Genomic DNA, 22307 nt, shown 5'->3' with positions numbered 1-22307 from the left:
CCGACGGGCGCACCGCGATGCTACGATCCGATAAACCGCTGCCCCTGCCCCTCCCGGGCGGGCCCCCGAGGGGCGCAGGCGGACGGCCATCCGCAGACGCCCTCTCTCCTCCGCGCGGACAAGGGTCCACGACATGACGACGACCTCGAGCCTCATCGAACTCACCAAGCGAAGCAACGACATCGCGCCCCTCAAGCCGCCGGTCGATCCGGCGTCGCTCGAGCACGCGAAGCTGCTCGAGATGCCCGACTTCCGGAGGATCCCGGCGTACGCCGACGTGACCGACGAGCAGTTCATGGATCACCGGTGGCAGGCGAAGAAGTCGATCACCCGCCCGGACAAGCTGCTCGACACGCTGCGCGGGATGGTGTCCGACGACTTCATCCGGGACGCGACCGAGGGCTTCGCGCACGCGCCCATGAGCGTACGGGTCTCGCCGTACATGCTCTCGCTGATCGACTGGAGCGATCCGTACAACGACCCGCTCCGCACGCAGTTCATCCCGCTCGCCTCGCGCATCCTGCCCGATCACCCGAAGCTCGGGCTCGACTCGCTGCACGAGCGCGCGGACGCGCCCGTCCCCGGGCTGACGCACCGGTACGCCGACAAGGCGCTGTTCCTGCCGCTCGACACCTGCCCCGTGTACTGCCGGTTCTGCACGCGCAGCTACGCGGTGGGCATCGACACGGAGGAGGTCGAGAAGACCCACTTCAAGGTCGACGAGGAGCGGTGGCGGCGCGCGTACGCGTACATCGCGTCGCGGCCGGAGCTGGAGGACATCGTCGTCTCCGGCGGCGACGCGTACAACCTGCGGCCGGAGCAGCTCGGCGCGATCGGCGAGGCGCTCCTCAGGATGCCGAACATCCAGCGCATCCGGCTCGCCACGAAGGGCCCGGCCGTGATGCCGCAGAAGCTGCTCACCGACGACGAGTGGATCGACGCGGTGACGCGCACCGTGGAGCTCGGCCGGAAGCTGCACAAGGAGGTCGTGATCCACACGCACTTCAACCACCCGAACGAGATCACGGGCATCACGCGCGACGCGATGAACCGCCTGTTCGAGCGCGGGATCACGGTGCGGAACCAGTCGGTGCTGCAGCGCGGGGTGAACGACACGCCCGAGACGATGAAGCTGCTCGTGAAGCGCCTTGGGCACCTGCACGTGCACCCCTATTACGTCTACATCCACGACCTCGTGCGGGGCGTGGAGGACCTCCGGACCACGCTCGCGACCGGGCTCATGATCGAGAAGCACGTGCGCGGCTCGACCGCCGGGTTCAACACGCCGACGTTCGTCGTCGACGCGCCCGGCGGCGGGGGCAAGCGCGACGCGCACTCGTTCGAGCACTACGACCGCACGACCGGCATCTCCGTGTTCGAGGCGCCGAGCGTCAAGCCGGGGCAGCGGTACACGTACTTCGACCCGATCGATCAGCTCCCGCCCGAGGGGCGCGCCCGCTGGGCCGACCCGGCGGAGCACCAGAAGATGATCGACGAGGCGCTCCGCGCGTCCCGCTGAGGCGGCCCGGCGCAGCGGACGGCCCGGCGCAGGGGACCGAGCCGCGCTCGGCCCGCTGCGTGAGAGGGCCCTTCCCTCGAGAATTCCGCACGAGGTCGCGCTCCAGCACGCAACTCCATGGTGTGTCCCGCCGACTCGCCGGGGGGACCTCTCGCTGGAGGATGCCACCGTGACCCTGCGCAGGCCGTCGAAGAACCCCGCTGCATTGCATCAGGCCCCCGAGGCGACCCCGCCCGCTGCCCGGAGGCTGCCGGGCCACGGCGAGCTGCCGCGCGTCGATGAGCGCCTCGTCGAGGCCGAGACCCGCGAGGAGATGGTCGGCGGCCGCCGCGTGACCGCCGCGCCCGCGAGCCCGCCCCACGCCGACGCCCACTGCCAGGTCGACGGTGAGGCGCTCTTCCACGTCCGGCCCGGATACATTGCCTCGACCGACATGCTGACGCGGACGGATGGCGCGTCGGATTTCGCCACCGACACGTCGATCCGCAAGGAGGGGAACGACCCGGCCACCGGCGCCCGCTACCTGGAGGAGGTCGTGTTCGAGGTCGTCCACACGCAGCCGCTGCGCGACCTCGTCGACAGGGCCGAGCGGCTCACGGCGCGAGGCATCCGGCGCATGTTCGCGATCTTCGTGGAGAAGCGCCTGGTGGCCGAGTGGTCGCCGGCCGACCGGGCGTTCCGGCCGCTGCCCGTCGACGCGGAGATCGAGGACGCCTGCCTGATCCGGCCGCTGCCGGTGCGGGCGCTGCTCGACCGCGCCGAGGGGCGCAACGCGGTCGCGCGCGTGCTCCTGGACGAGAAGAACCCCGTCCTCGCCGAGGCCCAGCAGGAGGCCTTCCGCAGCGGTCTCCGCGCGGCCATCGAGCGCCTCTGCCAGGCGCTCCAGATCGAGCTGACCGACGCGCGCCGCGCCGCGCTCGCGCGCCTCGACGCCGCCGCGCTGGAGGAGATCGCCGCGCGCATCGCCGCCGAGCGGCGCTGGCCGTCCTGAGCGCCCCCGCGCCGCGCACCGCCCGCCAGCGCGCCGGTCAGGCCTGTCCGTCGGCGGGCGGCGGCTCCGCGTAGCGCGCGAGCGCGCCGGCCAGCTCGCGCTTCACGCGGTCGACGAGATCGGGCGGCTCGACGACGCGGGCGGTCTCGCCGAAGCCGAGCACCCACGTCGCGAGCTCGGTCATGTCGCCGATGTGCATCGTGAGCCGCACGCCGCCGCCCGGCAGCGGCGTGATCTCCTGGGAGGGGTGCACCTTGCGCGTCCGAACGAACTCGGTCACGCGCTCGTCGAAGTCGATCACGACGCGCCGGGGCTCGCCGCCGCGCCAGATGCCGAACTGGCCCTGGAAGTAGTCGTCGATCGAGAAATCAGGGGGCAGCTCGAAGCGCTCGGTGACGGCGCACTCGGTGTCGCGCATGCGATCGAGGAGGAACGTGCGCACCTCGCCGCGGCTGACGTGGAGGCCCACGCAGTAGATCGCGTCCTTGTAGAGGACGAGCGCGTACGGGTGGATGAGCACCCGCTCCTCGCGCCCGTCCCGCGCGCGGCGGTAGCGGCACCGGAGCGGGCGCAGATCGGCGACGGACTGGAACAGGTCGTCGAGCTCCTCGGTGCGCGCGGCGTAGTCCTTCGGCGCGAACGGGAGGTAGAGGAACCGCTCCTCCAGGCGCGCGTCGGCGACGCCGGCGTTCGGGCCGCGGCCCGGCCGGCGCGCGACGCCGAGCAGGCGCTGCGCGGCGAGGTCGATCTCCTCGAACAGCGTCGAGCCGCGCATCGGCTCGAACAGCCGGCGCGCGGCGAGCAGGGCGTACGCCTGCGTCCGCCGCACCTCGACGCGCCGGGGCGCCTCGCTCGGGGACAGCCGCCACAGGCGCGGGCCGCCGGGGCGCGTCGCGACCGACACGAGATCGAGCTCGCGCTTGACCTCGACGAGGTAGCGCCGGAGCGATCGCGGCGTGACGTTGAGCTCGCGCGCGAGGTCGTAGATCGTCAGGCCGGCAGGGTGCTTCTGCAGCAGGCTGCGCAGCGCGTCGAGCCGCCGGTGCTGCGTGAACGGGCCGCGCGGCCGGCCGCGCTGCGAGCCGCCCCTGGCCTCGCCCTCGTCGTCGTCGTCGTCCTCCTCCTCGGGCGGCGGCGGCCTCTTCGACGCGGCCGCCGGCGGGATCGAGTCGACCCGCGGCGGGGCCGCGGGAGGGCGCACGCTCGGCGCGGACGGGGTCGCGGGAGGGCGCACGCTCGGCGCGGACGGGGTCGCGGGAGGGCGCACGCTCGGCGCAGACGGGGTCGCGGGAGGGCGCACGCTCGGCGCGGGCGGGGCCGCCGTCGCGGGCCTCGCGTCGAGCCCTACGTCGCCCGTGAGGCGCGGCGTCGTGCCCGCGCGCGGCTTCGATGGCGGCAGGGCGCTGCTGGAGAACGGGTCGGCCGCCTGGCCGGCGCGCGCGCGGGGCGCGCCCGCGGCACCGCCCGACCCGCCGGCCCCCCGCGCGCGAGCCGGCGAGGCGGCCGGCGCAGGGGCACCCCCAGGGCCTGTGCGAACAGCGCGCGCCATAGGCTCAGCGCTCTATCGCATCACCCCCGCCCATCCAAGATGTTTGTCCCGCGCTCCGCCGGCCGGACGGCGACCGCCAACCGGCGCGCCGGGCGACCCGCGCCGCCCGGCGCGCGCCAGGCCCCCGGCGCGCGCGGCGCCCCCGCGATCTGGAAAAAATGTCTTGAAGTTACGAATACTTCTGCCGACCATCCGCGACGGGCGCGGCGGCGGGCGGCGCGCGCGGGAGCGCGCTCGCGGCGCACGCGGCGGGCGGCTCACCAGGGGCGATCGCGCATCGTCTTCTTGTACTGCTCCTTGTAGAGATCGTGGCATTGCTTGCAGCTCGCCTTGGCGCCGTCGATGTCGCCGGCCTTCGCCTTGGCGGCGCCGGCCCTGGAGATCGCGGCCCAGCTCCCCATGCCGGGCGGCGGCTTGCCGGCGATGTACTGCAGCCCCGCCGCGATCTTCTCGCCGTCGCCGCTCGAGGTCGCCGAGGCCATCGTGCTCTTCATCCAGGCCTGCATCGGGCAGGGCTTCTGGCCCTTCGACCCGCACTCGAACTTCTTCTCACCCGCCTGGGCAGCGCCGGTCGACGCCGGTGCAGCCGCCGCGACGGCCGACGCCGCGGCGGTCGCCTTCGGCGCGGCCGCGGCGGCCGTCTCCGCCGGCGCGGCGGCCGCGGCGGCCGTCTCCGCCGGCGCGGCCGTCGGCTCGGCGGTGGCGGCGGCGGCCACGGCCGTCGCCGCCGCGGGCGCAGCCGTCGTCGCCGCGGGTGCGGCGCTCTCGGCCGGCTTGTCCTCGGCGACCGCCCCCGGGGCGGTCGCGTCGTTCCCCTTGCTGTCGCAGCCGAGCGTGGCGAAAGACAGGCCCGCGAGCAACAGCGCGAGCGGGGTGATCGTTCTCCTCATGCAGTCTCCTTGGGTGATGAACAGAAGCGCTCCTGCGAGCGCGAGACCGAGGGATGCGCGCCGCGGTCCCCGGGTTCGTCGCGCAGTGTAATCGGGTCGCCGTCCGTCCGCTGCGTTCGCGCGCCGCCCTGAACGCCGCTGGCCGGGGTGCTCGCCCTGAAGCGCCTTCACGGACGTCCATTCCGGCAGGTGGTGGCAGCTTGGATTACCGAGGCGAGGGGCCGAGCGAAAAGTTCACTATCGCTTTCGCGTGGAGATGCGCAATTTTCCACCGCGCCGGGGCTCGCGGCGCCGACGTCGGCTGCGCCGTGGCTCGCCGGCCGTCAGCAATGCCGTGCTGGACGCCTCATTCGCGCGTACCGGGCGTCGTCGCGAAGCCGGACCACCGGAAATTGTCGAGGAGGGCGACGGAGTCGTTCCACGGATCGCCGGTATCCCAGAGGACGAACCGCAGCTCCATGATCTCGCCCGGGGTGACGTTGCCGTTCATGACGAGCCACCCCGTCCCGCCGCCGGTGAGCTCGCTCGAGCCGCACCAGCCCGGCTCGCCGTCGAACTGGGCGGGCGGCCGCGCGACGTCGAAGCCCGTCCCCTGGAGCGCTTCGACGCCCGCGCAGGTCGCCGTCGTGCCGGGGGTGGCGCCGCCGCCGCACCCGGTCGGGCCGTTGACGCACTGGGTGAAGAGCCCGGTGCCGCCGAACGCGAGGTTCACGCCGAGCGGGTAGACCGGCGCTCCGGCGGGCGGAGGGTCGTAGAAGGCGAGGTTCTTGTCCCCGGGGTTCGGCGGCTCGCCCGGGAGCGGCGCGAACGACGAGTCGAGGAGCGCGAGGAAGAAGTCGTTGAACCGGCTGCACACCCACTCGGGGTATTCCGACGAAAGGAAGTACGTCGAGACGCTGAACGAGCTCGCGTTCGTCGGCACGCGGACGCGCAGCCGCAACATCACCGGATCGCGGGCGGTCGGGCCGCCCTGCGGCTCGGGGCACCCGGGCGCGTTCGGGAGGTTGCCGCCGTTCGCCGCGAGCCAGTCCTCGGGCACGCCGCTCGATGTCCCCATGTCCTGGCCGCCCTGGAACGGGGCGAAGCTCGGCCTCGTGTGGTTCGGCGCCGTCCGGGCCGCGGCCACGCCGGTCGAGAGCACCGCCAGCCGCGCGCCCTGGAGCGGCGAGATGCCGGCGCCGAAGCCCTGGCGGATCGACCGCTGGGCGGCCGCCGGCGCGCCGGCGGCGTCGGCGCGGTGGAAGCTCGCGGAGACGACGCCCCACGTGCGCGCCGCCGGCGACGCCGGGTTCGCCGCGGTGGTGGCGCAGAGATCCATCGCCCTCGCGTAGTCGAGCGCGGTCGCCGAGTCGCTCGCGAGCCCCGCGTCACACGGCGCGGCGTTGTCGACAGCGCCGTCGCAGTCGTCGTCGACGCCGTTGCCTTCCACCTCGAACGCGCCGCGGTTCACGAGCGCCGGGGCGTCGCACCCGTCCAGCGGGGAGTCGCAGCAATCGCCGTCGCAGGTCGTCCACCCGTCGCCGTCCTGATCGGCGGTGTTGTCGATCGCGCCGTCGCAGTCGTTGTCGACGCCGTCGGCGCACGCGTCGAGCTCCGGCAGCACCTGGCCGAGGCACGGGCCCCACCCGAGGCCGTTCTGCCTGCAGGTCGAGGTGCCGGGGGCGCACGGCGAGACCCCCTCGGTGCCCGGCGGTCCCTGGTAGCACGCCCTCGTCTCGCCCGGCGCGCACGAGCAGGGCCCGCGCGCCGCGACGTCGTGCTCGCACCCGTCCGCCGGGTCCTTGTTGCAATCGATGAACCCGCTCTCGCAGGCGCCGAGCGCGCAGGCGCCCTCCTCGCAGGCGCGCTCGCCGTGGGCGAGCTCCGGACAGGCGCGATCGCACGCGCCGCAGCTCCGCGCGTCGGTCTGGAGGTCCCGGCAGAGGCCGTCGCAGCACGCCGCGCCGCCCTGGCACGGGTGCGCCGCCGAGCACCCCTGGATGCACTCGCCCTCTTCGGTGCACGCCAGGCCGGCGGGGCACTCGTCGCTCGTCGCGCAGCCGACGCAGGCGCGCTTCGCGGGATCGCAGGTGAGCGGAGCAGGGCAGTCGGCGTCGGATTCACAGCCGGCCACGCAGCGCCTCGTGTCCGCGTCGCATCGGTGGCCGGCCGGGCACGCGCCCGCGCCGGGGAGGCACGCGACGCAGCGCCCCGTCGCCCTGTCGCACAGCGGCGCGCTCGGATCGGCGGCGCAGTCGGTCGGGCAGCCGGCGGCGTCCTCCCCGCCGCCGCCGAGCGGGGCGTCGGGGGGCTCCGCGCTGGCGCAGGACGGCGCCACCCCGGACGCGAGCGCGAGCGCCGCCAGGGCGGCCAGCCCTCCGGTCCAGGCCAGCGGGCGGCGATGGACGGCGCGGGTTCTCTTCGACATCGGCAAGCTGCTCCCCTCCGCAGGCGGCGAACACACCGAGGAGCGCCGGCCGCAAGGATCGTAGACTACCCTGCCGCCGGCGAGCACGACGGCCCGATCCGGCGGCCCGCGCAGAGGGCGCGCCCGCGCAGAGGGCGCGCCCGCGCGGCCAGAGGGCGCGCCCGCGCGACCGCTGACGAGCGCCGCCCCCCTCGTGGCGCGCGCCGCGCGGCGCGAGCTGCCGCGCCGGGGCGGCCGCGGCGGAGGTGCGACCGAGACGGTGGTCAGCGCGCGCGCTGGTACAGCGTGAAGGCGCCCTCGCGCGCGACGCGGCGAAAGGGGGTGCGCGCCCCGGCGAACACCGACCTGTCCGGCCGCTCGTTCCGGAGAAGCACGTAGTCGTAGGCGGCGCCGTGGACATCCGGCTTGAACCACTCGCCGCGGTTCGCCGGCGGCGCAGGGAGACGGCGCTTCAGCGTGAAGGGGAAACCCACGTTGTGCCAGCCATCCGCGCTGAAGCCCCCGCGCAGGATCTGCACCCACGAGGAGAAGTGATTCATGCCCTCGATGATCAGGGCCTCATCGGCGCGCGGAGGGAGCGATACGAAGAGCACCTCGGCGCCGGGCGGGATCTGCTCCACGATGCGCGTGAACGGCCGCGCTCGCTCGTCGAAGCTCGCGTATTTCTCCGAGAGGTGGAGCGGCAACACGAGCGCCGCGACCGCGGCCGGGGCCATCAGGAGGCGAGAGAGGCCCCGGAGCGGCGCCGTGATGGCCAGGAAGCCGAAGAAGCAGATGAGCGGTGAGAAGCGCCCGCTCACGAACCACCAGTCGAACGGGCGGGCCAGATGCAGTGGCACGAGAAAATAACACGCCACCATCGCCGCGCAGAGGGCCAGGGAGCGATGGCGGTACAGCCGGTCGAGGAGCGGGCCGGGAAGCGGGGGGTGCGAAGGAAGCGGAGGAGGAGCTTCCGCGTCGCGGCGCGGGAAGAAGCGCCGGGCGACGCTCCAGAGGGCCAGCAGCGACGCCGTGGCGAGCAGCACCCAGAAGAGCCGCGTGTCGAGCTCGCCCGAGACCGAGTCGAGCGTGTACCCGGGGAACGACCGGATCATCTCGTGCCAGGGCACCCAGGCGCCCTGGAAGCGCGGGCCGCTCCGCAGGTCGACCATGGGGCTCTTGAAGGCGACGAGCTGCCAGAGGAGGAGCGCGACGGCGGGCGCGAAGAGCGGCAGCGCGCGGGCGATCCGGCCCCACCGGGGCAGGTGGCAGAGCATCAGCACGGCGACGCAGACGTAATAGCCAAACAGGATGAGCGGATGGCTGAGGCCGCAGCCGACGCTGAGCAGCGCCACGGCGGCGGCGCGCCCGCGGCTCGGCCGATCGAGGTGCGCGTCGAGCGCGACGACGGCGGCGAGCAGCAGGGCGATGCCCACGAGGAACGGCAGGAAGCCGCACGCCCAGGAGAGGCTGAACGCGAGCGGGAACGTGAGGATCGAGAGCCACGGGCTGCGCCGCGTCCGGTGCGCCCAGGCGAGCGCCGTCGCAGGGATGCCGAGCACATAGCCGGAGAGCACGAGTCGATTCGCGTCCTCGAGGCTGACCACGTGGGCGATGGCGTGCGTCAGGATGTGATACGCGCCATAGGGCGCGGGGCGCAGGCTGAGCTCGTAGAAGTCCCGGAATCGGGTCCACGGCTCGTCGAAGTTGTGCCAGATGTGGACGGCCGCGAGGTGGTTCGGCAGGTCGAGCAGGGGCAGGAACCGCACGCGCCATATCGGCACGACGGCCGCGACGGCGAGGAGCGCGAAGGTCGCGACAAACACCCTGTCGCTCGACCAGCGAGGCCCCTGCGCCGCAGCGGGAGAGTCGGCCTCGCCGGCGGAGACGCCCGGCGCGGCGGCGGGCGCGGCGGGCCCGGGCGTGAGTTCGCTGTCGGGTGGGCTCGATCCGGGCGTTCGCATGAGAAGGGTGGCCCTCCCTGCCCTCCGCCGGCGGCGCGCGGCGCGCGTGGGCGATGGGCCGATCGAGGCGCCGCGAGCCTTACCACAGGACGCGGCGCAGATTGCAGCGTCGCGCGTCTTCCTCTAGTTTCAGCGGCACCTCGCCGGGCGGACACGGCACGATGGCGCCCGCCGGTCATCCGGAGCGGTGTGGGGCGCTCCACGCAACCCTCCAGGAGAACCTGAATCCATGAGGCATCTTGCTCGCGCCGCCGGCGGCGCCGCCGTCCTGCTCGCCCTCTCCACGACGCGCGCGCAGGAGCCCGCGCCGGCGGCGGTGACGGCCTCGCCGGCCGCGGGCGGCGAGCCGCTCGGACCGGGCTTCCGGGAGCGGCTGCGGCTCGCGCTCGGGCCGCTGGAGATCGCGCCGATCGCGCTGATCGCGCTGCAGGCCGCGCCCTTCGTCGGCGACGACGCGCTGAGCCAGGCGGGGGACAGCGCCGAGCAGCCCGGCTTCCGGCTGCGCCGCGTCCGCGCCGGGCTGCACGGCGACGTCGCGGGGCTCGTCCGTTTCGCGATCTCGACGGACCTCGCCGGGGGCGACGAGGCGACGGCGCGCATCCACGAGGCGTGGGGCGGCGTCACGGCGCTTCCCGCGCTGGAGATCTATGCGGGCGCGCGGACCGTCCCCTTCTCGCGCTCCGCGATGACCGGCGCAGGCGAAGGGGCGCTCACCGAGCGGCCGCTCGCCGTGCGCGCGATCGCCCCGTTCACCCAGGTCGGGATCCAGGCCGAGGGGCACTTCCAGGACCGCGCCTTCAGCTACTACGCGGGCGTTTACAACGCCTTCCAGCGCTCCGATCAGTTCTACACCGGCCACGCCGAGAGCCTCGCCCCCCTCGGCAACCGCTTCGAGGGGATCGCCGTCGCCGGCAGGCTCGCCACCGAGCCGCGGGGCCCGATCGGCCGCACGATCCAGGACGTCGCCCGCTCGCCGTTCCGCGTCGCGGCCGGCGCCGACGGCTTCTTCAGCAACGGCGGGGCGCGCACGCTCTACGGCGCGAGCGCCGACGTGCTGGTGCACGCCGCGGGGCTTCACGCGCTCGGCGAGGTGCTCTGGACCGGCGCGAGCCCCAGGTCGGTGCCCACCCAGCCGATCGCGCAGGTCACGTCGGTCACGTCGCTCGCGGTCGTGCTCGAGGCGGGCTACATGATCGTCGCCCGGCAGCTCGGCGTCTCGGGTCGGGTCGAGTGGATCGACCCGAGCGTCGCTGTCGAGGACGAGGGGGACAACCTCGTTCTCACCGGCGGCGTGAGCTACCACGCCTACGACGATCTGGTCAAAGCGCAGCTCGATTACACGCACCGTGAAGAGCTCGGCGGGCTCTCGCTCGCGAACGACACGCTCGTCCTGCAACTCCAGCTCTCGCTGTAGGGGAGATCGCTGTGCGGCGAACACACCGCTGGTTCACGAGGGTCGCGCTCCTGCCGCTCGCGGCCGCCGCGCTCGCCGCGCCCGCGCTCCCGAGCTGCGGTGAGCAGCGGCTGCTCCGCGCCAAGCAGATAGAGCACCGGACCGAGCTCGTCGGCGGCCCGGTGGCGATGGCGGACGTCGGCGACTTCCTCCTCGAGAACGACCAGATCCGCGTGGCGATCCTGGGCGGGCGGGACTCGCCCGGCCCCGGGATCTTCGGCGGCGCCATCGTCGACGTCGACCGGCGGCGCGGCCGGATCGGCGAGGAGGGGGGGCTCGGGCGCGACAGGTTCGCGGAGATGTTCTCGCTCGCCAACCTCGTCGTGCCCGACCCCACGGCGACCGACGTCTCGGTGCTCGCGGACGGGTCCGACGGGGCGGAGGCCGGGATCCGCGTCGAGGGAGACGGCGAGTTCCTCTTCGAGGCGATAGGCCTGCTCCGGGCCCAGGAAGACCTGCTCGGCCTCTTTTTCCCCAACGTGCGATCCAGGATCCGGTTCCGGACAGACTATCTCCTCCGCCCGGGCGATCGGTTCGTGACGGTGCGCACGACGCTCCTCCTCGACGACAGGCCGCCGCCCGGCTGCGCGCCGCAGCAGAGCTGCGATGCGTGCCCGGACGGGTACCAGCAGGACACAGGCGGGTGCCCGACCTGCGCGTGCAGCGAGGTCCTCCCGCTCGACAACGCCACCGCCCCGGTCTCGGTGTTCGGCGGCATCCTCGGCGATCCGCCGGACGACGCGCAGCAGGCGGGGTCGCGCCGCGCGGGCATCGTCGCCGGCGACTTCGTTTTCTTTGGCAACCAGAACGACGTCTTCGCGCCGGGCGCGGGCTTCGACGAGGACACGGCGGTCCAGGACGCGTGGAACGCGGGGCGCAACTCGTTCCAGGAGCCGCTCACCTTCGATTTCGTCGCCGCGGCCGGCGGGGACGTCAGCTACGGCTACTTCACGAAGGCGCAGGAGGGCGCGGCGCCCTCGGTCGTGAACGTTCCGCTCTTCGCCAGCGCGGCGACGGCGTTCGTCTCCGCCAGCCGCTCGTGCCTCTTCGGCGAGGAGGACGACGCGGCGTGCGACGCCCACCGCGCGTTCAGCTACGAGCGCTACCTAGCCGTGGGCGACGGCGACATCGCGAGCGTGACGGGCGTGATGCACCGGCTGCGCGGGACCGCGACGGGCACCGTCGGCGGCCACGTGCTGTGGGAGAGCACGCTGGAGGCCGCGCCGAACGCGCGGGTGTTCGTGTTCTCCGATCCCGACCCGTCGCGGCCCTTCGGCTCGCTCGACGAGCTCGTGGCGGCGAACCGCGCGGCCCGGGGCGACGTGGGCCTCGTCGACGCGATCGACGCGGACGTGGGGCTCGACCCGTCCGAGGACGGCGACTTCCGCGGCGCCCTGCCGCCGGGCGACTACGTGCTCGTGGCGCGGAACGCGGCGGGGACCGCGACCTCGGCGCCCGTCCGGGTCCGCCTGCGCGCCGGGGAGCACGTCGCCGTCTCGCCGCGCCTGCCCGCGCCGGCGACGGTGCGCTACCGCGTCGCCGACGGGAACGGGCAGCGGATACCGGCCAAGATCGCGTTCGCCTCGCTGGACGCGGCGGGGCGGCGGCTGCCGGGGGACGGGCGGCGCCGGGTGTACCTCGGCGACGGGCGGCTCGGGAACGGCAACCGCGCCATCGAGGTCACCGCCACCGGCGAGGGCGAGGTGGAGATCGAGCCGGGGCGATACACGATCACGGTGTCGCGGGGCATCGAGTACGGCATCCACGTGGAGCGCGACGTGACGCTCGCGCCGGGGCGCGCGCTCCAGCTCGACGCGACGCTCGTGCGCGAGGTCGACACGGCCGGGTGGATGTCGGCCGACATGCACCTGCACTCCAGGCCGAGCTTCGACAGCGGCATGCCGCTGCCGCGGCGGGTCGCCACGATCGCGGCCGAGGGCGTGGAGCTCGCCGTGTCGACCGATCACGACGTCGAGACCGACTACCAGCCGACCGTGCGCGCGCTCGGGCTCGCGCCCCACCTCGCCACCGCGATCGGGGCGGAGATCACGACGCTGGAGCAGGGGCACTTCATCGGCTTCCCGCTCCGGTACGACGAGCTCGACGTGCCGAGCCACGGCGCGCACGACTGGACCTGCGAGCCCGGCGGGACGATCCTCGACGCGATCCGCGCCTCGGGGGACGGCACGGTCGCGCCGCTGACGATCGTCGCCCACCCGCGCGACGGGTTCTTCGGCTACATCGAGCAGCTCGGCGTCGACACGTACACGATGGCCCGGACGCCGACGTTCCTCGAGGAGAACAACCCCGTCTTCCGGACCGCGAGCTGCGATTTCGACGCGATGGAGCTCATCAACGGCAAGCGGTTCGACCTCGTGCGCACGCCGAGCGTGGCCGAGGTCGTCGACTGGAACCGCTGCCTCGCGCGGCTGAACGCCGCCGGGAGCGCCGCCGAGATCGAGGCGGCGTGCCCCGAGGTGGCGGGCTGGCTGCGCGCGCCCTGCGCGATCCCTGGCGACGCGGCGCCCGCGCCGGGCGGCGACGCCGGCGCCGCGCCGGCGCCCGTCGCGATCGCGGACTGCCGGCGCCGCGCGCGCACGGAGCTCGCGTGGGCGCTCATGAAGCGCGTCCTCGCGCGCACGCCCGAGGAGCAGGAGAAGGACTGGGCGTTCGCCGGCGCGACCCCCGAGAGCCAGGAGCTCTGCGGGCCCGCCGCGCTCGGCGACGCGGAGGTCGCCCCGGAGGCGCGCGACGCGCCCTGCACCTTCCGGGCGGGCCAGGTGGACGACTATTTCCGCTACCTCGAGCGGGGCTTCGTCCCGGCGCAGATCGCGAGCAGCGACAGCCACGACGCCTCGAAGGAGCCGGGCTTCCCGCGGACCTATTTCCGCAGCGCGACCGACTCCCCTGCCGCCCTCGAGACGCCGGCCGCGGTGGAGAGCCTGCGGGGCGCGCACGCCTTCACGACGTACGGCCCGTTCATCCGGGCGACGATCGGCGGCAAGACGTACGGCGAGGTGGCGAAGGGGAGCGCCGGGACGCCGCTCGAGGTCCTCTTCGACGTCCAGACGGCGAGCTGGTTCGGCGTCGACCGGGTGGAATTTTACCTCAACGGCAGAATGATCCGCCTGCTGGAGCCGGACATGCCGCCGACCGCGCTCGTGGACGTGCGCGGCAAGGTCACGTTCACGGTGCCGGACCGGGACTCCTGGGTGGTGATCATCGCGATGGGGCTGGAGGACAGGAACCTGATGAGCCCTGTGTCCCTGGACGTGCCGTTCGGGGAGATCCAGCTCTCCCGGCTGGCGAGCGACGCGTTCGGCAGGATCCCCGCGATCAACGCCCTGTTCGCGCCCACGCCGACGGTGCCCGACTGGTCGCCGGTGCCGCCCTACGCGGTCACCAACCCGATATACATCGATGTCGACGGCAACGGCCGTTACGACGCGCCGCTGCCGGGGCCCGACTTCTGCTCTCGCCCGTGCGATCCGGCGGTGCTCGATCCGGCGCAGTGCCCCGCGAAGCAGGACTGCTTGCTGGAAGAGGAGGTCTGCGGCTTCCCGATCCCCGGCAAGTGCGATCATCGCCGCCCGGCGCTCGGGCGTCACGACCACTGAGGGCGAGGGCCCGGAGGCGGCCGCCGCGGTGTATGCCGGCGACCGCTCCGGGCGGAGCTTACCGGCCCTCGATGGCCTGCGACGTGGGAGGCGGCCGCCGGTACGCCGGCGGCCGCCTCCGGGCGGAGCTTACCGGCCCTCGATGGCCTGCGACTTGATGTGGAACTCGACGCGCCGGTTGCGCTGGCGGCCTTCCGGCGTGTCGTTGGACACGAGCGGCCGGCGGGAGCCGTAGCCGACCGAGCTGAGCCGCTCCGACTGAATGCCCTTGTTGACGAGGTAGACCCGGACCGCGATGGCGCGGTTGTGAGCGAGCCTGTCGTTGTAGTCGATCGTGCCCTGGTTGTCGGTGTGCCCCTCGATGCTGAGCAGCTTGATCTCGGGGTTCGCCTTGAGCAGCCGCACGACCTCGTCGAGGATCGGATAGCTCTGCGGGAGGATCCTGGAGCTGTCGAACTCGAACTCGACCTGCTTCATGATCTCGATCTCCGCGGAGCCCTGGATCCTGCGGATGTAGTACGGGCAGCCGTTCTTCTCCGGGTCGTCGACGACGACCTGCCCCGGCTCCTTCGGGCACTTGTCGACGGCGTCGGGGATGCCGTCCTGGTCCGCGTCCTCCTCGGGGCAGCCGTCGCGGTCGTCGATGCCGTCCTTGTCCTCGGGATCGTCCGGGCACTTGTCGACGACGTCGGGGATGCCGTCGCCGTCGCGATCGGGCATGTCCGGGCAGCCGTCGCTCGGCTTCGGCTGCTTGCCGTCCTCCGGGTCCTCCGGGCAGAGGTCGATGACGTCGGGGTAGCCGTCGCCGTCCGTGTCCTTCTCCGCCTCGATGACGTAGTTGAAGCCGGGCGAGCGGGCCTCGGACTCGGCGATGCTGAACGAGCCGCCGACGACGGCGACCCCGCGGAAGTCGGGGGCGTAGCCGCCGCTCATCCGGGTGCCGACGCCGGCGCCGGCGTAGAGCGCCTTGTCCTTCGTGAGGAACATCCGGCTGTTGAGCTGCCACTCGATCGGGGAGGCATCGAGCTCGCCGCGGGTCTCCTCGATGAGGCCGAACGAGCCGAAGATCTCGGCCCCGACGCGGATCGTGTCGTCGCGCAGCGGGACGTAGCCGCCGACGCCGTAGGTGAGCTCGGTGCCGACGTGGAGCTCGTTGAGGCGGACGTGCGGCCGGATCGCGACGCCGGCGTTGAGGGCGACGAGGACGTGCTTGAAGTCGTACTCGGCGCCGAGGCCGAAGGCGCTGCTCACGGTCCTGTCGCCGGCGAACGAGTACACGTTGCCGGTGGGCACGAAGACAGCGCCCGTCAGGCCGAGCCGGAAGCGGCGCTCGTCGAGCTCCAGCGGGACGACGCGCGCCTCGATCCGGAGGTCCATGGGGGCGGCGGTCTTGAGGTCGACGCTCTCGTTGAGGCCGAGCTCGCGGTTGTACGTCTGGTTGCCGTCCTGGAAGAGGATGACCGGGAACGAGACCTGGAGGGAGCCGCGGCCGAGGATCTCGACGCCCGCGTTCAGGTAGGTGATGAGCTGCGAGGTGACGGGCCCGTCGCCCTGGAGCTGCTCCTCGACGGCGAGGTTGTCGACGTAGTTGTCGTTGCGGAGCGGGTGGACCGACACGCCGAGCCCGAGTTGCCCGAAGATGCGCGTCTTTTCCCCCATGTGGGGGCGCCAGACGCCGATCCCGTCGTCTGGGGCGCCGGCCATCCTGAGGCGATCGAGGTAGAAGGTCCGGTCCTGCGCGTGCGCGGCGGAGGGCGCGAGCGCGGCGAGGGCCGGGGCGGCCAGGGCCGCTGCGGTCAACGCGCAGCGAAGGCGCGACCGGCGTCGCGGCTTCCAGCCCGGCAGGTGTCGTCGATCCATCACGGTGAGCTGTCCTCCAAGCAACGCTCGAAAAACGAGGTTGACGCGAGCTTTCCGCCGCATGCGGGCCGGCGTCCGGGCGGGAGATTACTCGGGCCGGGGGAGGATGTCTCCTGGGTCGAGGCAGGAGGTGCGAGGGGAGCGCCAGGGGGGCGCAGGGGCGAGGGCGCCGTGGGCGCGAGGGAAGGCCAGGGAGGGGCGCGAGGGCGGCGAGGCCGTGTCCGGGGTGCCTGGGGTGACGGGGGTCGGGGGCCTCGGGGAGCACGCGCCGGCGTGCGGCCCCTTCGCCCCGGCGGACGGGGTGTAGCGTGGGCGCGTGGCGACGGTGTAGCGCGAGGCGCGTGGTTACGGTGACGAGACGGTGGGCGGGCGACCGCTCGCGCACGTGGCTGGCTCTCCTGTTTGCTGTGGCCGGGACGACGAGCTGCGGCATCGTGCTCGGGCTGGACGACTTGTATCCGTTCTGTAGACCGCATCCTCGCGAGGTGCGGGCCGTCGCCGTAGATTCGCGACGCGATGCGAGAGCAACAGCGGCCTGCGACGACGGGGGGCTGGGCGCAGCAGCAACCGGGGGAAGGGGCGGTCGACGCCGACGTCGCCGCCCGCGCGAAGGTCGCCCGCAGGCGCACGGCGGCCAAGCCGCGTGCCGCCGATGCCTCCGCCGCGCCCGAGTCGTCGTCGAGGCGCCGTGCGCCACGCGTCGACCGAGGGAGCGCCGAAGAAGCGGCACCAGCGCGCCAAAGCCGGCGAGCGGCGCGCCCCGCAGGCGGCGAGGCTGCGTCCGTACCCGCGGCAGCCGATGGCGACGCGGAGGAGCGATCAGCTCGGCGTCGGGGCCGACGCACGGGGCCACGAACTTGCCGCGAGCCGCTGCCGAGCGTCGGCGTTCTCGAGGGTTTGCTTCCAGGACTTGGTGTTACCGCGCCCTCTCAAAAGTGGAGTTCGCCCCGATCTCGATCCCTATTCGTGATGGGAATCCCCTGATCGGCCGCTGCCCGCCCATCAGCGAGCCGGTGTGGGCCCGAGAGAGGAAGCCAGGGTGGAGGCTGATGCCCCGCCGTCGGCCGGCGTTCGCTGTGCATTCCTAAAACCAACCAAAAAATCTCACACAAACGTCAAGTCGCGCGACTTCGCCGCGCTGAGCGCCCTTGCATTCCCGTTCCACGACCCCAATTACCACTACACTTTGCGACACGTCAGCCCCTCGCTGACGTAAGGCCGGGGCCGAGGGAGCGGAGCATCGGCGCGAGGCCGGCCACAAAATAGGCGACGAGGGGATGCGTGTTGTGGCGACCCGTCTTCCCCTCGTCGTGCTCCGAGCACCGTGCAGGAGCGGAGCTCATGCAGGATCGTTCAAGCCGACGTCGACATCAAGCGCTGGATGACGGTGCTGCCAACGGTTGACCTCGTGCGGCCCGCGCGCTGCCCCTGCTGCGACGCGGCCGGCCGCCCCGTCAACGGCCCGCTGGTGATGCGCGGCCACGGCCTGCGCGAGCGGCTGGTGTGCGGCCCGCTCGAGCCCGGCGGCGCTCCCCAGCAGGTCACGATCCAAGCTCGACGCTACCGCTGCAGCGCCTGCGGCGCGATCGTGGTCGTAGTGCCTCGCGGGTTGCTGCACCGCCGGCGCTACTCCGCGGCGGCGATCGGCTGGGTGCTCGCTCGCATCGGGCTCGACGGCGTGAGCACGCCTGTCGCCCGCGCCGAGGTGTGCCCCTGCGCGACCCTGGGCGTCGCAGCGGCCGAGCGGTGGCTCGCGCCGTCTCGCTGGATCGAGGCCAGCCGCCGTGGACAGCTGTTCCCTCGGCTCGGGCGCCATGGCGCGGAAAGCCCCCGCGCGCAGATCGCCGAGCGCACCGCGATGCAGCTCGTGGGGCTGTCACCTCAGGGCAGCACGCGGGAGCCGGCGCCGCACCTGGCGTTCCGCGGCGCCGTGCTCGCAGCGTGATGCCCATCCGCAGGCCAACGCAAGCTCCGGCGACTCCACCACGCAGGATCGGGCACGGCGGTGCAGGAATGAGGCACTGGGTCCACATGGGTCGTCGAAGACGGACCCGTGGAAAGGACCGCTCGTGGACATCCTCAAACCCAGAGACCACGCGGAGGAGATCGCCATCTTCCGCCACGGCGTGATCGGGCAGCTCTGCGCTCGCGATCTCGAGCATGGCGACCTCGTCGAAGCGCTACGCGCCCTCTCGAAGGAGCGCGTGCGACCGCCCGGGAGCTCGTGTACACGCACCTTCGCGGTGCCGACACTCGAGCGCTGGCTCTATGCCTACCGCCAGCGCGGGCTCGAAGGGCTCTGCCCTCGCGCCCGTCGCGACCGCGGGCGCGGCCGCGAGCTCGACCCGGTGCTGAGAAGGCTGCTGTGCGACATCCGCCGGGAGCACCCGGACGCTTCGGTGCCACTCATCCTGCGCACGCTCCGCGCAGACGGACGCCTGAGCGCCACGGTCAGCGCGTCGACCGTGCGTCGCCTCTTCCGTCAAGAGGGGCTCGACAAGATCCCGCAGCGCGACGGGAAAGGGCCGACGACTCGGCTCAAGTGGCAAGCCGAGCGCCCTGATGCGCTCTGGCATGGTGACGTGTGTCACGGCCCGACACTTCATCTCGACGGCCGAAGGGTCACGGTGCGGATCCACGCCCTGCTCGACGATGCCTCGCGCTTCATCGTCATCCTCTCGGTCGAGAGCGACGAGAAGGAAGACACCCTGCTGCGGCTGCTCGTCCGTGCCCTCCGGCTCTACGGAGTCCCCGATGCGCTCTACCTCGACAACGGTGCAACCTACCGTGGCGACGCCTTGCGCCTCTTCTGCTCGCGCCTCGGGATCACCCTGCTTCACGCGCGCCCCTACGACCCGCAGGCGCGTGGTAAGATGGAGCGATTCTGGCGGACGCTTCGAGAGAACGTGCTCGACCACCTGGGCTCGGTCACGTCGCTGCAGGACATCTCCTCTCGCATCCAGGCCTTCCTCGACGTCCACTACCACCCGTCGCCGCACGCCGGGCTGATGGGGCGCGCGCCGGGGCTTGTGTACGCGCCCGGGCAGCGCGAGATCGACGCCCTCTCCGAGGCTCGCCTGCGCGAGGCGCTCACGCTCCGGCAGCGTCGGCGCGTGCGCCGCGACACGACCGTCGCCCTCCGAGGACAGCTCTTCGAGCTTGATCACGGCTACCTCGCCGGCCGTGTCGTGACGGTCGCCTATTGCCTGCTCGACGAGCCTCTCGCCCCGGTCGTCGAGCTGGAGGGGCAGCGGATCCCGCTTCGCCCTGTCGACCCGGTACACAACGCGCACGTCAAGCGGCCAGCGCGCCGAGCCACGAGCGGCGGCGCGTCGGCCGCGGGGCAGCCTGTTGCCTTCGACCCGGGCGGCGCCCTGCTCGTCAAGAGCGCGCGCGACGCGGCCCTGGCGACCGGCGCGGACGAGGCCGATGGGGAGGAGGACCTCGATGCGATCTTCTGAGCTCGGCTTCTTCGGCCTTCGCACGGCCCCCTTCTCCAAGGAGCTCGACGATGCCGAGCTGTGGTTGCCCACGTCCAAGCAGGTGCTCGTCGACGATCTCGAAGCCGCGCTCCTCGAGCGTGCCAGTGTGCTCCTCGTCGGTGAGCCGGGCGTCGGCAAGACGTGTGTGCTACGGGCCTTGCGGCATCGGCTACCCCAGGCCGGATTCCGCCTGACCTACTGCCACAATGCGACGCTCGGCCGACGCGACTTCTACCGCTATCTCTGCCACGCGCTCGGCCTGCAGCCGACCTCGAGCGCCGCGAACCTGTTCCTCGCCGTCGAGCGGCATGTCCACGAGTTGCGCAGAGATCAGATCCACCCGGTGTTTCTGCTCGACGAGGCCCATCTGCTGCACCCGGACATGATGGCGCACTTGCATATCCTCTTGAATCACGAGTGGGACAGCCGTGCTCTTCTGTCGATCGTCCTTGTTGGCCTCCCGGAGCTCGAGGGCCGCATGGCGCTGCGCTCCCATCGCTCGCTCCTCACGCGCATCCACCACCGCTTCATGATCGAGCCGGCCACGGTGGAGGACACGGCGGAGTACGTGGCCTTCCGGCTGAAGGGCGCCGGTGTGGAACACGAACTCTTCTCGCGCGAGTCGCTCGCCGCGCTGCATGAGCTCGCGTCGGGCTCGCTGCGCGAGATCGACCGCCTCGCCTCGGCGGCGATGCGGGAATCGGCGCGCCGCAAGCGCAAGCTGGTCGACCGCGAAGCGGTGGCCCGCGTCGCCGAGACGCTCACGCTCGCCTCGTCTCTCGGCTGAACGGCGGCGCACAGCCCGCGAGGCTCGTCGGCCTCGCGGGCCGAGGCGCGTCTGATCCAGGATGGCCATCGCCTCGCCGCGAGGGACCGTGGCCGGCACGATGCCCATCGCCGTACAGCGCCGGCGCGACACGCCCGCGATGGGCATCGGCGGCTGGGGAGACCTACCGAGCTGCGGCAAGATGGCCATCATTCAGGCGGGGCGCAGTGCCATCAGCCAGCCGGCTCGGCAACAACTTGGGAGCGAGCTCGATGACCCGCTCGGGAGGCCAGGTCGGCAGCAGGATCAGCACATCGCGCAAGTAGGCCCACGGCTCGATGCCGTGCAGCGCACAGGAGGCGATGAGCGACACGATGGTGGCGTTCCACTCGGCGCCGTCCTTGCTGCCCACGAAGATCCAGTTCTTCCTGCCCACGGCTTCGCGGCGGAGCTCAAGCTCGCTCCGGTTGTTGTCCAGGCGGAGCCGACCATCCTCGAGGAAGCGAGTGAGCGCGGTCCACTGATTGAGCGCGTAGCCGATGGCGCCGGCGATGGGGCTTTTCGGCAGGACGAGCACGTCCTCTGTCTCAAGCCAGGCGCGGAAGGCCACGAGCACGGGCTCGGCATCCTTCCGGCGCTGCTCGGTTCGACGACTCGGCGGCAGCTCCTTGGTCGCCTTGTCGATCGCGTAGAGCTTGCGAATGAAGCCGATGGCCACCGTCGCGCGGTCCTGGTCGGAGGTCATCGCCTCGAAGAACTTCCGCCGGCAATGGGCCCAGCAACCGACCTCGGTCACCTGCTCGGTGCGGAAGAGCTGCTCGTAGACGCTCGAGGCGTCGGCCTGGACATAGCCCTTGTAGCCGCGAAGGAACTCTTTGGGGCCATCCTGGTTGTGATGGGGCGTGAACCGGAACAGGACGTGATCTCGGTCGGCCACCAGGACCCAGAAGTGGCCCCGCCGGCACTTTTCCTTTGCTTGCACGAGCACGCCGGTGGCGTCGATGGCGATGCAGTGCGCGTTCAGCGCGTCCTGGGCCATCGCCCCGACGAGGGGCGCGAGCTTGTCGGCGCACGATTCGACCCAGCCGCACAGCGTCGAGCGCGAGAGGTGAAGGCCCCAGCGCTCGAACATCTTCTCCAGCCGGTGGAGCGGCAAGTGATCCGCATACTTGCTCACCAGCACGTGCGCGAGCAAACCCGGACCGGCGAGGCTGCGCGGGACAGGGCTGACGGGGAGGTCGGCGATCGCGATGCCCTGCTCGGGCTCGCCTTTGACCGCGAACTTCGGCCTCACGATCTGCAGCCGCACGAAGCTCGCGGGCCGCCACTCCAGCGTCTCCGACACCTCCTCGCCGATGCGGACAAGCGCGGTCGCGCCCTCATCCTGCGCCTCCGGCGGCAGCAACTCGATCCGCTCGACAGGCAGATGCTCGGGCAGGCGTTGCCGCCCGTGCGGACGGGCCTGGCGCCCCTTGTCCCCGCCTCCGGAGGAGCCGTCCGGCGCCGCGCCATCGCGACCGTCCGGCTGCGCACCGGCGCCCGCATCCGGCTGCGCACCGGTGCCCGCGAGCATCTGCACGATCGCGTCGAAGGCGAGCTGCATCTGCCCGGGGTCGACGTGCTCCGCCTTCTGGCCGAAGATGTGCCGACGAAGCCGCTCCAGCTCGATGCTGGCGAGCTCGTACAGCTTGCGGTACTCGTCGCGCTCGTGGGCAGCGCGCGCGAGCTTGTCCTTGAGCTCACGAATCTGCTCTTCGACCGGCTTGCTCACGACGCCGTAAGTACTCGTGAGCTCCTGATTTTTGAAGGGAATCGTGGAGGAAAATTACC

At 72.5% G+C, this 22307-nt stretch carries 13 protein-coding genes; 7 read left to right on the top strand and 6 right to left on the bottom strand.

Going from position 1 to position 22307, the window contains the following annotated elements; all coding sequences use genetic code 11:
- The first annotated feature begins 133 nt into the window (after nt 1-133).
- Both WMF24_RS12310 and WMF24_RS12305 read left to right on the top strand, forming a co-directional pair.
- A complete protein-coding gene (locus tag WMF24_RS12310; RefSeq protein ID WP_437736582.1) occupies nt 134-1519 on the top strand; it encodes a KamA family radical SAM protein in 1386 nt (461 codons plus the stop codon).
- A gap of 169 nt (nt 1520-1688) precedes the next feature.
- Entirely contained in the window at nt 1689-2510 is an 822-nt protein-coding gene (locus tag WMF24_RS12305) for a hypothetical protein (RefSeq protein ID WP_437736581.1), read from the top strand.
- 37 nt (nt 2511-2547) lie between these two features.
- On the opposite strand, the gene WMF24_RS12300 is transcribed toward WMF24_RS12305, so the two are convergent.
- The 4 genes from WMF24_RS12300 to WMF24_RS12285 all read right to left on the bottom strand — a co-directional run bounded on the left by WMF24_RS12300 (nt 2548) and on the right by WMF24_RS12285 (nt 9299).
- A complete protein-coding gene (locus tag WMF24_RS12300; RefSeq protein WP_437736580.1) occupies nt 2548-3711 on the bottom strand; it encodes a helix-turn-helix transcriptional regulator in 1164 nt (387 codons plus the stop codon).
- A gap of 605 nt (nt 3712-4316) precedes the next feature.
- Entirely contained in the window at nt 4317-4949 is a 633-nt protein-coding gene (locus WMF24_RS12295; protein ID WP_437736579.1) for a hypothetical protein, read from the bottom strand.
- Between the two features lie 346 nt (nt 4950-5295).
- A complete protein-coding gene (locus WMF24_RS12290; RefSeq protein WP_437736578.1) occupies nt 5296-7356 on the bottom strand; it encodes a MopE-related protein in 2061 nt (686 codons plus the stop codon).
- Between the two features lie 263 nt (nt 7357-7619).
- A complete protein-coding gene (locus WMF24_RS12285; protein WP_437736577.1) occupies nt 7620-9299 on the bottom strand; it encodes a hypothetical protein in 1680 nt (559 codons plus the stop codon).
- Between the two features lie 229 nt (nt 9300-9528).
- Between WMF24_RS12285 and WMF24_RS12280 the strand changes: the two genes are divergently transcribed.
- Both WMF24_RS12280 and WMF24_RS12275 read left to right on the top strand, forming a co-directional pair.
- On the top strand, nt 9529-10713 hold the full coding sequence (locus tag WMF24_RS12280) for a porin (RefSeq protein WP_437736576.1): 1185 nt from the start codon (nt 9529-9531) through the stop codon (nt 10711-10713).
- 11 nt (nt 10714-10724) lie between these two features.
- A complete protein-coding gene (locus tag WMF24_RS12275) occupies nt 10725-14369 on the top strand; it encodes a PHP domain-containing protein (protein WP_437736575.1) in 3645 nt (1214 codons plus the stop codon).
- Nucleotides 14370-14498: 129 nt separating this feature from the next.
- Here WMF24_RS12275 and WMF24_RS12270 read toward each other — a convergent pair whose 3' ends face one another.
- Nucleotides 14499-16229: an OmpA family protein gene (locus WMF24_RS12270; protein ID WP_437738797.1), complete on the bottom strand. Its 1731-nt coding sequence runs from the start codon at nt 16227-16229 to the stop codon at nt 14499-14501.
- A 1324-nt stretch (nt 16230-17553) separates the two neighbouring features.
- Between WMF24_RS12270 and WMF24_RS12265 the strand changes: the two genes are divergently transcribed.
- From WMF24_RS12265 to WMF24_RS12255, 3 genes are all read left to right on the top strand, one after another.
- Nucleotides 17554-18174 carry a hypothetical protein gene (locus WMF24_RS12265; protein ID WP_437730027.1) on the top strand — a complete coding sequence of 207 codons (621 nt, stop codon included), beginning with the start codon at nt 17554-17556 and terminating at the stop codon, nt 18172-18174.
- 124 nt (nt 18175-18298) lie between these two features.
- Entirely contained in the window at nt 18299-19690 is a 1392-nt protein-coding gene (locus tag WMF24_RS12260; protein ID WP_437730026.1) for a DDE-type integrase/transposase/recombinase, read from the top strand.
- A gap of 82 nt (nt 19691-19772) precedes the next feature.
- Complete coding sequence (locus tag WMF24_RS12255; RefSeq protein ID WP_437730025.1) at nt 19773-20498, top strand: ExeA family protein; 726 nt, start codon at nt 19773-19775, stop codon at nt 20496-20498.
- A 163-nt stretch (nt 20499-20661) separates the two neighbouring features.
- Here the strand turns inward: WMF24_RS12255 and tnpC are convergent, their stop codons facing one another.
- Nucleotides 20662-22248: an IS66 family transposase gene (gene tnpC, locus WMF24_RS12250; protein WP_437736574.1), complete on the bottom strand. Its 1587-nt coding sequence runs from the start codon at nt 22246-22248 to the stop codon at nt 20662-20664.
- Nucleotides 22249-22307: the final 59 nt, after the last annotated feature.

It is taken from the genome of Sorangium sp. So ce1335, from assembly GCF_051521615.1.
Classification (GTDB): domain Bacteria; phylum Myxococcota_A; class Polyangia; order Polyangiales; family Polyangiaceae; genus Sorangium.
This window is presented reverse-complemented; position numbering and strand designations above follow the sequence as displayed.